The sequence below is a fragment of the Bradyrhizobium sp. LA6.1 genome (assembly GCF_040547805.1).
In the GTDB taxonomy this organism is placed as follows: Bacteria; Pseudomonadota; Alphaproteobacteria; order Rhizobiales; family Xanthobacteraceae; genus Bradyrhizobium; species Bradyrhizobium barranii.
This window is the reverse complement of the sequence record NZ_JBEPQK010000001.1, coordinates 512,585-525,741: the sequence shown is the minus strand read 5'-3', so window position 1 is coordinate 525,741 and position 13,157 is coordinate 512,585. Positions and strand designations below refer to the sequence as shown.

General features: G+C 65.4%; 11 protein-coding genes. 7 read left to right on the top strand and 4 right to left on the bottom strand.

Going from position 1 to position 13,157, the window contains the following annotated elements; translation table 11 throughout:
• Position 1 precedes the first annotated feature (1 nt).
• On the bottom strand, positions 2-547 hold the full coding sequence (locus tag ABIB99_RS02325; RefSeq protein ID WP_028146986.1) for a sigma-70 family RNA polymerase sigma factor: 546 nt from the start codon (positions 545-547) through the stop codon (positions 2-4).
• A gap of 288 nt (positions 548-835) precedes the next feature.
• Here ABIB99_RS02325 and ABIB99_RS02320 point away from each other — a divergent pair, with 288 nt between their 5' ends.
• From ABIB99_RS02320 to ABIB99_RS02300, 5 genes are all read left to right on the top strand, one after another.
• Positions 836-1,471 (top strand): hypothetical protein, encoded by a 636-nt coding sequence (locus ABIB99_RS02320; protein ID WP_354174728.1) that lies wholly within the window; start codon positions 836-838, stop codon positions 1,469-1,471.
• 162 nt (positions 1,472-1,633) lie between these two features.
• A complete protein-coding gene (locus ABIB99_RS02315; RefSeq protein ID WP_085403867.1) occupies positions 1,634-2,413 on the top strand; it encodes an enoyl-CoA hydratase in 780 nt (259 codons plus the stop codon).
• Positions 2,414-2,601: 188 nt separating this feature from the next.
• Positions 2,602-4,032: a TolC family outer membrane protein gene (locus ABIB99_RS02310; protein WP_354174725.1), complete on the top strand. Its 1,431-nt coding sequence runs from the start codon at positions 2,602-2,604 to the stop codon at positions 4,030-4,032.
• A 25-nt stretch (positions 4,033-4,057) separates the two neighbouring features.
• Entirely contained in the window at positions 4,058-4,621 is a 564-nt protein-coding gene (locus ABIB99_RS02305; RefSeq protein ID WP_354174903.1) for a P-loop NTPase family protein, read from the top strand.
• 46 nt (positions 4,622-4,667) lie between these two features.
• Complete coding sequence (locus ABIB99_RS02300; protein WP_354174723.1) at positions 4,668-5,630, top strand: amidohydrolase family protein; 963 nt, start codon at positions 4,668-4,670, stop codon at positions 5,628-5,630.
• A 20-nt stretch (positions 5,631-5,650) separates the two neighbouring features.
• Here ABIB99_RS02300 and ABIB99_RS02295 read toward each other — a convergent pair whose 3' ends face one another.
• The 3 genes from ABIB99_RS02295 to ABIB99_RS02285 all read right to left on the bottom strand — a co-directional run bounded on the left by ABIB99_RS02295 (position 5,651) and on the right by ABIB99_RS02285 (position 11,599).
• Positions 5,651-8,767, bottom strand: coding sequence for an efflux RND transporter permease subunit (locus ABIB99_RS02295; protein ID WP_063984613.1), 3,117 nt, complete (start codon positions 8,765-8,767; stop codon positions 5,651-5,653).
• A 29-nt stretch (positions 8,768-8,796) separates the two neighbouring features.
• The gene (locus ABIB99_RS02290; RefSeq protein ID WP_354174721.1) at positions 8,797-10,041 is read right to left on the bottom strand and encodes an efflux RND transporter periplasmic adaptor subunit; all 1,245 of its coding nucleotides are present in this window, start codon (positions 10,039-10,041) and stop codon (positions 8,797-8,799) included.
• Between the two features lie 145 nt (positions 10,042-10,186).
• Positions 10,187-11,599: a CoA transferase gene (locus ABIB99_RS02285; RefSeq protein ID WP_354174719.1), complete on the bottom strand. Its 1,413-nt coding sequence runs from the start codon at positions 11,597-11,599 to the stop codon at positions 10,187-10,189.
• Positions 11,600-11,712: 113 nt separating this feature from the next.
• Between ABIB99_RS02285 and ABIB99_RS02280 the strand changes: the two genes are divergently transcribed.
• Both ABIB99_RS02280 and ABIB99_RS02275 read left to right on the top strand, forming a co-directional pair.
• Positions 11,713-12,000, top strand: a complete 288-nt coding sequence (locus ABIB99_RS02280; RefSeq protein ID WP_085403970.1) for a hypothetical protein — start codon at positions 11,713-11,715, stop codon at positions 11,998-12,000.
• 176 nt (positions 12,001-12,176) lie between these two features.
• Positions 12,177-12,947, top strand: coding sequence for an SDR family NAD(P)-dependent oxidoreductase (locus ABIB99_RS02275; protein WP_063984617.1), 771 nt, complete (start codon positions 12,177-12,179; stop codon positions 12,945-12,947).
• Positions 12,948-13,157: the final 210 nt, after the last annotated feature.

Sequence of the window (13,157 nt, the reverse complement as noted above, 5' to 3'; positions counted from 1 at the left end):
ACTAGTGGTCCCGCAGTTTGGCAGTCAGCGCCGCAAGTCCGCGATGCAGCGCGACCCGCACCGCACCTTCGCTCATCGAAAACTTTGACGCCGTGTCCTTGATCGAAGCGCTGTCGACGGCGATCGACTGCAGCACGTCGCGCTGGCGCTGCGGCAGCGTGTCGAGCTGCGTTGCGACCTCGGCCGCCGAGGCCGTCTCCTGCGGTGCCTCGCCCGGCAGCGTCTCGGCGAAATCGTCGATGTTGACGAAGACCCGCCGGCCCCGCCGCCGGAGCGCATCGATCAGCTTGTTGCGCCCGATCGCAAACAGCCACGGGGCGAAGGGGGCTTCGCTGTCCCAGGTGTGCCGCTTCAGATGCACCGCCAACAAAATCTCCTGCACGATATCCTCGGCCTGGTCGGGAGGCTGCCCGGCCCGCGCCAGACCCCGCCTCGCGGCAGCGCGCAGCACAGGCGTGACCGCCTTCAACAGGCGATGATACGCCGCATCATCGCCTGCCATGGCCGACCGCATCAGGCCGGTCCACTCGTCCTCACGTCCGCGCACGCGCCCTCACCATGCAATTCGGCAGCTCTTTCAGTTTGTTACGCCGGCACCAGAAAGATCACGACTTCGTGATCTGCGCCTTGCCTCGCCACGCGATGCGGCCGTCGAAACCCGCGACGGCTCATAACACCGATCGGTCCCGTCCGCATCCGGCGGCCGGTTGCGAGGGGCGGTTTGCCCCGCTTTTGCCCGGGATAGCCCGAAGATTCCCATTTTTTGCCCCGCTGTGGTCACGCCCCAGGGGCTCTGTTCGGTCCCGGGACAGGCGGAATTGGGGAGATCGTCAACATGATGAAAGCCAGCGGGCGCGCCGCACTGATTCTTCTTGCCGGCCTTTTCGTGCTGGTCGGAGCCGCTGCACAGGCGGCACCGAGTTCAGCCGCAAGCAGCAAATCGGACAGCGCGAGCAACCAGGCCGACGCAGTCAAGCCGAGCAAGCAGCGGCGCCATGCATCGCGCCACCGCGACAGCGGCAAGACGGCACAGAAATCCGACGACAAGGCCGACAAGAAGGACGGCGCGGCGAAGGCCGAAAACGACGTGCCGGCCTTGAGCCAGATGCCGCCGGCAGTCGCCAACGCCAACGCGCAGATCGCCGCAGCCGATACGCCGACGGCTGCCGCGGCCTCCGCGTTGACCGGCCGCGCCAACGACAACGTTCAGGCTGCAGCCGATAATACCACCGCGCCGAATGACGAGGCTCAGGTGGTGGCGCCCGATCAGCTCAACGACATCGACCGTGCCCTCCAACAGGACCCGCCGGCACAGAAGGCGGTGATCGCCGCAACCGACGCGCGGCCGGCGCCGGTGATGGCGAGCAGCCACAGCTCGGCCTGGGACCAGAGCTCGCTGATCGGCAAGATCTTCATCGGCGTCGGCACGCTGCTGACGCTGGCGTCTGCCGCACGCATGTTCTTCGCTTGATGCTTGGCCTGATTTTTGGCCTGATTTTGGGGTGAGGGACCTCGTCCGGAACGCGCGTCTCGCCGCGCGTTCCGGACGGCCTCGTTCCGACAGCTTTTCGGCCCTTGAAGCCCACCGCGCCAGCGGGCACATTGCCCGCCCAATCAAACGCGTGGGTGGAGCATGAGCACGTTCGAACACATCATCGTCGAGAGCAAGGGCGCGGTCGGCATCATCAAGCTGAACCGGCCGAAGATGCTCAATGCGCTCTCCTTCGGCGTCTTCCGCGAGATCGCCGCAGCCGTCGACGATCTCGAGGCCGATGACGCCATCGGCTGCATCGTCGTGACCGGCAGCGAGAAGGCCTTTGCCGCCGGCGCCGACATCAAGGAGATGCAGCCGAAAGGCTTCATCGACATGTTCTCCGAGGATTTCGCCGCGATCGGCGGCGACCGCGTCGCGCGCTGCCGCAAGCCGACCATCGCCGCAGTGGCGGGCTATGCGCTCGGCGGCGGCTGCGAGCTCGCCATGATGTGCGACTTCATCATCGCCGCCGACACCGCCAGGTTCGGCCAGCCCGAAATCACGCTCGGCACCATTCCCGGCATCGGCGGCACCCAGCGCCTGACCCGTGCGATCGGCAAGTCGAAGGCGATGGACCTCTGCCTCACCGGCCGCATGATGGATGCGGCGGAAGCGGAGCGCTCAGGCCTCGTCAGCCGCATCGTGCCCGCTGACAAGCTCATGGACGAGGTCATGGAAGCCGCCGAAAAGATCGCATCGATGTCGCGGCCCGCCGTCGCCATGGCCAAGGAAGCGGTCAACCGCGCCTTCGAGACCACGCTCGCCGAAGGCATGAGCGTCGAGCGCAACCTGTTTCACGCGACCTTCGCGCTGGAGGACCGCTCCGAGGGCATGGCGGCGTTCATCGAGAAGCGCAAGCCGGTGAACAAGAACCGGTAATGCCCGCAAGCGGTCAGGCTGGTGTAAGGCTTCGCCGCCCTGGTGCAGAAACCCTGTGACGCACCTGCAACAAGCACGGAATAGATGGGGGTTTTCCCCGCGGCAGTTTGCCTGCGGGACCCCGGCTGGTTAAACAGTTAAGAGGCCACCGTCGGCGGGGGCGGACAGCCGGGGTTTAGCAGGATTACATGATTGGGCGTGCCGCCAGAGTTGGTCGCGTGATGACGCGGCATCGATCGGGCGTGGGTCCTGTGCTTGCGACATGGACCACGCTGGCGCTCTGTTGCGCCCTGCCCTCCGCCGCATGGGCGGAAGCCCTGCCGGAGGCGCTCGCCAAGGCCTACCAGACCAACCCGCAGCTCAATGCCGAGCGCGCGCGGCAACGCGCCACGGATGAAAACGTGCCGCAGGCGCTCGCCGGCTACCGGCCGCAGATCGTGGCAAGCCTCAGCGCCGGCCTGCAATCGGTGCGCAATTTGCTGCCCGACAACACGATCCAGACCGCCAATCTGAAGCCGTGGATCATCGGCGTCACCGTGACGCAGACCCTGTTCAACGGGTTCCGCACCGCCAACAGCGTCCGCGCTGCGGAACTTCAGGTGCAGTCCGGCCGCGAGGCTCTGCGCAATGTCGGCCAAGGCGTGCTGCTCGACGCGGTCACCGCCTACACCAACGTGCTGGCCAACCAGTCACTGGTCGAGGCGCAACGCTCCAACGTCGCGTTCCTGCGCGAGACGCTCGCCGTTACTCAGCGCCGCCTCAACGCCGGCGACGTCACGCCGACCGACAGCGCCCAGGCCGAGGCGCGGCTCAGCCGGGGGCTCGCCGATCTCAACGCCGCGGAAGTCGCGCTGGCGGTGAGCCAGGCGGTCTACGCGCAGGTGATCGGCAATGCGCCATCGCAGCTTCGGCCCGCCGAAGTCGTCGACCGCTATCTGCCGAAGAGCCGCGAGGATGCGCTGACGACGGCGATCCGCCAGCATCCAGCGGTGATGGCGGCGGGCTTCGACGTCGATGTTGCCTCGACCAACACCCGCGTCGCCGAGGGCGCGCTGCTGCCGAGCGCCAGTCTTCAGGGCAGCGCCAGCAAGAGCCGCAGCAACGACCCGACGCTGAGCACCATCGCCGAAGACCAGGCCTCGATCGTCGCCAACGTCACCGCGCCGATCTACGACGGCGGCCAGGCCGCCGCACAGACCCGACAGGCCAAGGAGATCACGGCGCAGAGCCGGCTCGTGCTCGACCAGGTCCGCAACCAGGCGCGCACGGCGGCGACCAGCGCCTGGGTCGCCAATGAGGGCGCCAAGATCACGGTCTCCGCTTCCGAATCAGAGGTGAAGGCCGCGACCGTCGCGCTCCAGGGCGTGCAGCGCGAGGCCGCCGGCGGGCAGCGCACGACGGTGGACGTGCTGAACTCGCAGGCCGATTTGATCCAGGCCAAGGCCCGCCTGATCGGCGCACTGCGCGACCGCGTCATCGCCTCCTACACGCTGCTCAGCGCCGTCGGCCATCTCGACGTCAAGACGCTTAGCCTCAACACGCCGGACTATCTGCCCGAGGTGCATTACCAGCAGGTCCGCGACGCCTGGCACGGCCTGCGCACGCCGTCGGGGCAGTAGTTTCAAATCGTCTGGCCTGATGCCGATGAAGAGCCGCCGCATCCATCTGATGGGAGCTTCGGGCTCCGGCGTGACGACGCTCGGTCGCACGCTCGCCGGCCGGCTTGCGCTGCCGCATCACGACAGCGACGATTATTTCTGGCTACCGACCGTGCCGCCCTACCAGACGACGCGTCCCGCCGCGGAGCGCCTGCGCCTGATGCGCGAAATGTTTCTGCCGCGTCTCGATTGGGTGCTGAGCGGAACCGTCACCGGCTGGGGCGACGAGCTCGTCCCGTTCTTCGATCTTGTCGTCTTTGTGACGACGCCGCGCGAGCTTCGCTTGCAGCGCCTGCGTGGCCGCGAGGCTACGCATTTCGGAGCTGATGCCGTCGCACAGGGCGGCTGGCGTCATGAGGAGACGGAGTCGTTCGTCGAATGGGCCTCGCGCTACGAAGCCGGCGATCGCGAGGGCCGCAGTCTCACAAAAGATGAGGCCTGGCTCGCGGGCCTGCCCTGCCCGGTCGTGCGCATCCACGGCTCACGCCCGCTTGCGGATCTTGTCGAGCAGCTATGCAGCGAAGCGGAGCGGGTTACCGGGCTGATGTGATATTGTTCCGGTCCCACCTTAAAAATAACGAAGCAGGGAGAGAACCATGCTCAACCGACGCAGCGTCCTGCTTGCCTCCCTTGCCGCCGGAGTAGTCATGACCAACAAAGCTCACGCCCGTGCGGCGCAGCCCGCGACGCCGGTCGATTTCGACGTTCCGGCCCTTGCCTGCGACTGCCACACGCACATCCATGGTGACGTCGAAAGGTTTCCGTTCTTCGCGGGGCGCGTCTATACGCCGGAACCGGCAAGCCCCGAGGAAATGGCGGCGCTGCACAAGGCGCTGCATATCGAGCGCGTGGTGATCGTGACGCCGAGCGTCTACGGCACCGACAATTCCTCCACCTTGTTCGGCATGAAGGCGCGCGGCGCGACAGCGCGCGGAGTGGCCGTGATCGACGACAAGACGACCGAAGCCCAGCTCGACGCGATGCAGGCGGACGGTTTTCGCGGCAGTCGCATCAATCTCGCCACCGGCGGCGTCAGCGATCCGAATGTCGGCCGCGCGCGCTTCACCGCTGCCGTCGAGCGCATGAAGGCGCGCGGCTGGCACGTGCAGCTCTACACCACGCTGCCGATGATCTCGGCGATCAAGGAGCTCGTGCTGGCTTCGCCCGTGCCGGCCGTGTTCGACCATTTCGGCGGCCTCGAGGCGTCGCTCGGACTGGAGCAGCCGGGATTCTCCGACCTGATCGCGCTCGTCAAATCCGGCAAGGCCTATGTGAAGGTCTCGGGAGCCTATCGCTCGTCGAACCTCGCGCCCGACTATCAGGACATGGTGCCCTATGCCCGGGCGCTGATCGCGGCGAACCCGGACCGCATCGTCTGGGGCACCGACTGGCCGCATCCGGATTCCAGCCCCGTCGAGGGACGCAAGCCCACCGACATCGCGCCCTTCTATCAGATCGAAGACGGCCGGCTCCTCAACCAGCTTCCTGTGTGGGCGCCGGATGCGGAGGTGCGCAAGAAGATCCTGGTCGACAATCCCGCGCGTCTCTACGGATTCTGAGGCGCGGCGACGGCGCGCGATCAGCGCGCGCGGCGGGAGAAGAAGGAGATCAGGACCGGCAAGGTCACCAGGATCACGACCGGCGCGAGCATCATGCCGGTGACGACGACGACGGCGAGCGGCTTCTGCACCTGCGAGCCGATGCCTTCCGACAGCGCCGCCGGCAGCAGGCCGACGCCGGCAACGACGCAGGTCATCAGCACCGGCCGGAGCTGCAACTCGCCGGTGCGTATCACCGCGCTCACGCGGTCCATGCCTTCTTCGATGAGCTGGTTGAACTGCGACAGGATGATGATGCCGTCCATGACCGCAATGCCGAACAGCGCGATGAATCCGATCGCGGCGGAGACGCTGAAGGCGGTGCCGGTGATCAAGAGACCGAGCACGCCGCCGAAGATCGCCATCGGAATCACGCTCATGGCGAGCAGCGTGTCGGTCATCGAGCCGAAATTGAACCAGAGCAGCACGCCGATCAACGCCAGCGAGATCGGCACCACGATCGACAGCCGGCGGATGGCGTCCTGGAGATTGCCGAACTCGCCGACCCAGTCCATGTGCGCGCCGGGCGGCAGCTGCACCTGCTCGGCGACCTTCTGTTGCGCCTCGCGGATCGCGCTGCCGAGGTCGCGCTCGCGCACCGAGAACTTGATCGGCAGATAGCGTTCCTGCTGCTCGCGATAGATGTAGGCGGCACCGGAGACGAGGCTGATGGTGGCGACCTCGCTCAGGGGAATCTGCGTGACGGTGCCGTTGGGGCCAGGCGCGCCGATGCGCAAATTCTGGATCGCCTCGGCGCTCCTGCGATATTCCGGCGCGAGGCGGACGATGATCGGGAAGTGACGATCGGAGCCCGGCTCGTAGAGATCGCCCGCGGTATCGCCGCCGATCGCGACCTTGATGGTGGCGTTGATGTCGCCCGGCGCGAGCCCATAGCGCGCGGCCTTGGCACGGTCGATGTCAATCTGAATGGTCGGCTGCCCGAGCGAGGTGAACACCGCGAGGTCGGTGACGCCTTGCACGGTCGCCAGCACCGACTTGATCTTGTTGGCGGTGTCGGTGAGCGCCTGGAGATCGCTGCCGAACAGCTTGATCGAGTTCTCGCCCTTCACGCCCGAGACGGCTTCGGAGACGTTGTCCTGGAGATATTGCGAGAAGTTGAATTCGACGCCGGGGAAGCGGTCGTCGAGCTGCTTCAACAGCTGCGCGGTCAACTCCTCCTTGTCGTGCGTCCCCGGCCATTGGCTCGCGGGCTTGAGGGGGGCGAAGAACTCGGCGTTGAAGAAGCCGGCAGCGTCGGTGCCGTCATCGGGGCGGCCATGCTGCGACACCACGGATTCCACCTCGGGCCGGGCACGGATCAGCTTGCGCATCTCGTTGACGTAGGTGTTGCCTTCCTGGAGCGAGATGGTCGGCGGCAGCGTGGCGCGGATCCAGAGATTGCCCTCTTCCAGCTTGGGCAGGAATTCGAGGCCGAGCAGGCGGCTGAGCGCCACCGTCATCAGCACGAGACCGACCGCGCCGCCGAGCATGATGCCGCGGTTGGCGACGGCCCAATTCAGCACCGGCATGTAGATCCGGTGCAGGATCCGCATGACCCTCGTCTCGGTCTCCTCGAGATGCGCAGGCAGAATGATCGCGGACAGCGCCGGGGTCACCGTGAAGGTCGCGAGCAGCCCGCCGGCGAGCGCATAGGCATAGGTGCGCGCCATCGGCCCGAAGATGTTGCCCTCGACGCCGGACAGCGTGAACAACGGCAGGAACGCCGCGATGATGATGGCGGCGGCAAAGAAGATCGAGCGCGACACGTCGGCGGCGGCGCTGAGGATGGCGTGGCTCTTCATGCCGAACAGCGTCTCGGGCGACATCTGCTCGGATTCCGACACCGGCGTGGTCTGCGTCAGGCGGCGGAAGATCGCTTCCACCATGATGACGGTGGCGTCGACGATGAGGCCGAAATCGATCGCGCCGACCGACAGCAGATTCGCGGATTCCCCGCGTAGCACCAGGATGATCACGGCGAAGAACAGCGCGAACGGAATGGTGGCGCCGACGATCAGCGCGCTGCGGAGATCGCCGAGGAACATCCACTGCAACAGTACGATGAGCAGGATGCCGACCACCATGTTGTGCAACACGGTGTGGGTGGTGAGTTCGATCAGGTCCCCGCGATCGTAGATGCGCTCGATGCGCACGCCGGGCGGCAGGATGCTGGAGTTGTTGATGGTTTGAACGAGCTGGTGGACGCGCTTGATGGTTGGCGAGCTTTGCTCACCGCGGCGCATCAGGACGATGCCCTGCACGATGTCGTCGGAATCGTCGATGCCGGCAATGCCGAGACGGGGTTTTTGGCCGACAGTGACGGTGGCGACGTCCTTGACCAGCACCGGATTGCCGTTGGTCTGCGAGACCATGGTGTTGGCGAGGTCGTCGATCGAACGGATCAGGCCGACGCCGCGTACCACGGCCGATTGCTGGCCGATATTGACGGTGTTGCCGCCGACATTGACGTTGGAATTGCTGACCGCCTGGAGCAATTGCGGCAGCGTCAGGCCGTTGGCGACGAGCTTGTTGAAGTCGACCTGGAGCTCGTAGGTCTTGCTCTTGCCGCCCCAGCCGGTGACGTCGATGACGCCGGGTACGGCGCGGAAGCGACGCTGCAGGATCCAGTCCTGGATGGTCTTGAGGTCGAGCACGCTGTAGTTCGGCGGGCCGACGAGGCGGTAACGGAAGATTTCGCCGATCGGGCTGAGCGGCGAGATCTGCGGCTGCACATTGCCCGGCAGCGGCGCGAGCTGCGCCAGCCGGTTCAAGACCTGCTGCTGCGCCTCGTCATAGGTGTAGGCGAAGGAGAACTGCAGTTTGATGTCGGAGAGGCCGTAGAGCGAGATGGTGCGGATCGTCGTGAGGTTCTTCAGACCCGCGACCTGGGTCTCGATTGGAATCGTGATGTAGCGCTCGATCTCTTCCGCCGACAGGCCCGGGCTCTGCGTCACGATGTCGACCATCGGCGGCGTCGGATCGGGATAGGCCTCGATGTTGAGCTGGTTGAACGCGATCAGGCCGCCGATCAGCACGGCGAAGAACATCCCGACCATCAGGAAGCGCCGGTTGACGGCAAGGGCGACGAGACGATCCATTCAGGTCTTCAATTTTCTTGGGTCGTCGATCAGCTACCGGACGCCGCGCGGTCGATGAACAGGCTGCCCTTGGTGACGACCTGCTCGCCTGGCTTCAGATTGCTGGTGACCTCGACGAAATTGCCATTGATGAGGCCGGTCTTGATCTGGCGCAGCTCGACCGACTTGTCCTCGCGCGCGACCCAGATGCGGACCTTGTCGGCCTCATAGATCAGCGCCTGCTTCGGCACCGCCGGCGCGGCACGGTCGCCGGCCGAATAGATCGTGACGTTGGCGAACATTTCCGGCTTGAGCAGGCCGTCCTTGTTGTCGATGGTCGCGCGAACCAGCAGGCGGCGGGTGGTGGGATCGATGGCGGCGGCGACGTAGTTGATCTTGGCGGTCAGGGGGTGGCCCGGCAGCGCCATCACGTTGACGCTGATGTCCTGCCCGATGCACACCGCGGCCGCATCGCTCTCGCGCACGAAGGCGGTGAGCCAGACCGTGGAGAGGTCGCCGATCACGAACACCGGATCGCTAGCGCCGGAATTGACGTATTGGCCCGGGCCGATCTTTCGCTGCACGACGGTGCCGGAGATCGGCGAGTAGATCGTGATCTCCCGATCGATGACGCCCTTGTCCTGGAATGCCTTGATGGTCTCGTCGGTGAAGCCGAGGATGCGCAGCTTGTTGCGCGCGGCTTCCAGCGCCGTCCCCGAGGAGCGCATGTCGTTCTGCGCCTGGACCTGGGTCGTTTCGGCCTGCTGATAGTCCTTCAGCGGAATGGCGCGGCCCTCATAGAGGTCCTTGGCGCGCCTGAACTGGATGTCGGCAAGATCGATCGCAGACTTCGCCTTGTTCTGCGAGGTCATCGCCGCGATGAAATCATTCTGGGCCTGCACGGTGTCGGCGGCCTCGATCGTGAACAGCGGTTGACCTTGCTTCAGCATCTCGCCCGGCTTGGCGAGCAGCTTGGTCACCCGGCCCGCATAGGGCGAGAACACCGGCGTCGAGCGATCCTCATCGACCGCGACCTTGCCCTCGGTGACATATTCGGCCCGGAAGGTCTTGGCCTTGACCGGCTCGATCGTCAGCGTCGCCCACTCGGACGGCGTCGGCGTGAAATTCTGCGCATTCCTGCGCGACTGGCTGGAGACCTCGGAGTGGCTCTTTTCCTTGGCCCCCGCACGCAGGAAGCCATAGGCACCGGCGCAGGCGAGTGCCAGTAAAACTACGGATGTGATCACCCGTTGTTTTGTAAACACCTGCAATCGCTTGGTATTTTCAACTACCATGGGGCCCGGTCAAGTCTGCGACGATCTCGGCAGACGCCTGCCTTATCGGTCGCGCTAATAGTGCTGAATTGGGATTTCAAACAACCTAAAAAACGCCAGCCACCTTTCCGTTTGCGTTAAAATATTGCATCGCGTCAGCTTCACGTCAGTTTCGCGCCGGCCACTGTGGCGGATGACTGCCGAGCGGCATCGCCGGGCGGCTCCATCGCGCCGGCGTGGTCGACAGCAGCGCGGAATGGCGCACCGCCTTCAACGTGCCGAAGCCAGATGGCATGGACTCGATGAATGCAGCATGTACGGCCTCGCCCGTAAGATCCGGGGTGTCCAGGCCGCCGTCGAGCCGGCCGAGATTCCACAGCCAGCGTCCAGTCTGCGCCAGCGACACGCGCACGTGCCAGCTCCCGCCCTCGCGGGCCTGGCGTGCCTTGGCCATCATCGCGCCGAACGCCATCAGATAGCCGGTGGCATGATCGAGCATCTGCGCCGGCAATTCCTTCGGACCGTCGATGCCCGCGGCCTGCCCCTCGGCGTGGTTGAAGCCCGTCGTGGTCTGCACCAGTGAATCGAAACCGCGCCGCTCCGCCCAGGGGCCGGCATGGCCATAGGCCGACAGCGTGACATAGACGATGCCCGGATTGATGTTCGCTGCATCCTCCGGCGCGAACCCGAGGGCTGCGAGCGCGCGCGGGCGATAGCCTTGCGAGAAGATGTCGGCGCCCTTCAACAGCTCGCGCAGCTGCGCCCTGCCCGCCTCGCTCTTCAGCTCGACCAACGTGGTGAGCTTGCCGCGGCCGGTGTCGATGGTGAGCCAGGGAATGGCCGGCAGCTCCGGCCCCGAGACGAGCAGCACATCCGCGCCATGCGCGGCGAGCGTGCGGCCGGCAACGGGGCCGGCGATGACGCGCGAGAGATCGAGCACGCGCAGCCCGGAAAGCGGACGATCGCCGTTCGACAATCCCTGCGGCCATGGCTTGGGTGGGGCCCCGCCGATCTTCTCGATCGAGACCAGCGGCAGTTCGGCGAGCGCGCGCGCCTGCGGCAGCGCGGACCATTCGTCGTAGGAACGCATCAGGGCGACGACGCCGCCCGCGGCATAGGCCGCAGTTTCAAAATCCTCGCCCTTCCATTGCATCAATGCGGCCTGAACCTTGTCGCGCTCGGGCTCGCAGCCGAGCACGTTGCAGACGGCGTCGCGATGATGCGGGAAATTGGTGTGGCAACGGACGAAGCGGTTGTCTCCGGTTTTGTAGACGCCGGCGATGGCGTCCCAGGCTGGCGGCGGCGGCTTGTCGTCGAGGCGCAAATAACGCTCCGAACGGCATTCGACGACGGCGTGGCGCATGTCGACGGAGACGTCCTGCGTCTCACCGTTGCGCAGTCTCCAGATTTCGGCGGCGGCAAGACCGGCGGCGGCGATCATCGTCTGTCCGGCGACGGCGACGCGAAACGAGGACGGAATTTGCGGCTCCTCACCGGTCAGCTGCACGCGTTCGAGCGCGGCCTTGTCGCCGCCGATGGAGGTCCAGAGATCCTTGAGAATATCGGCGGGGCTTTGCATGACCGCTTCTCTCCCTTTCAGATTTAAGCATGATCCTTTCGGAAATCCGCTGCGCATTTTCTGGATCATGCTGTAGTTTTCGCGACCATGTCATGATCGCAGAAAGGAATGCAATGGCCGCCGTAGATCCCCTCACCGCAGGCGCCGTGTTTATCGCAACGGCGGCCACCGACGCAGTCTATGTCATGTTCACCTCGGCCGTGATCGCGCGCAAGCGCGTGCCGGCGGCGAACTGGAGCGCGGTCTGGTACCTGCTCTCCTCCTACGCCGTGATCAGCTACACCGAAAACCCGTTCTATGTCGCTTTCGCGGCGATCGGCTCCTGGGCCGGCGCCTATGTGTCGCTGACCTTCCTGCACCGCCCGCCCGGCGGCCCGCCGGTGGGGGCGGCACCGGAGTGAGGGAACCGCCTCTCCGCGTCGTCATTGCGAGGAGCCCTTGCGACGAAGCAATCCAGACTGTCTCTGCGGATGCATTTCTGGATTGCTTCGCTACGCTCGCAATGACGAATTGGAGAGTTCAGCATGTCTCCTGAAACGGCTACACTCTTTGCACCAACAAAAAGGAAAACCAAACAATGGATCTCGGTCTCAAAGGCAAGAACGCCATCGTCCTCGGTGGCACGCGCGGCATCGGGCGGGCGATTGCGGCAACGCTGGCCGGCGAAGGCGCCAATGTCGCGGTGTGCGCGCGCAACGCGGATCAGGTTGCGGCGACCGTCACTGAACTCAAGGCAAGCGGAATCCGTGCCAGCGGCGGACCGGTCGACGTCACCGACGGCGCGGCGCTGAAATCTTGGATCGAGACCGCTGCAAAGGAGCTCGGCGGCGTCGACCTGCTGTTCGCCAATGCCGGCGCGATGGCGCAGGGCCACGATGCAGCATCCTGGGAGCAGAACTTCCGGCTCGACGTGCTCGGCGCCGTGCATGCGTTCGACGCCGCGCGGCCGTTCCTCGAGGCCAGCGGCGAAAAGAGCGGCGATGCCGCCTTCGTCATCATCTCCTCGATCTCGGCGGCGCAGGCCGATCTCGCCAGCTCCTACGGCCCGATCAAGGCGGCGCTGATCCACATGGCCAAGGGATTGGCGCGGCAATACGCAAAGAAGAAGATCCGCGTCAACGTGGTGTCGCCCGGCACGGTCTATTTCAAGGGCGGCGTCTGGAATATGATCGAGCAGAAGATGCCGGAGCGCTACAATGATGCGATGAAGCGCAATCCGACGGGCCGCATGGCAACGCCACAGGAGATCGCAAGCGCGGCGGTGTTTCTGGCAAGCCCGGTGTCGGGGTTCACCACGGGCTCCAATCTCGTCGTGGACGGCGCGATCTCGAACCGGGTGAATTTTTGAGACGAGCACACTGTCGTCGCCCGGCTTGACCGGGCGACCCAGTATTCCAGAGACGGCTCGGCTAGAGCCGAGGGGCCGCAGCGTACTGGATACCCCGCTTTCGCGGGGTATGACACCGAGAGTCTGACACGGCCCGGCTCAACAAGCTCGTCATTGCGAGCGCAGCGAAGCAATCCAGAGTCTTTCCGCGGGCGGCAGTCTGGATTGCTT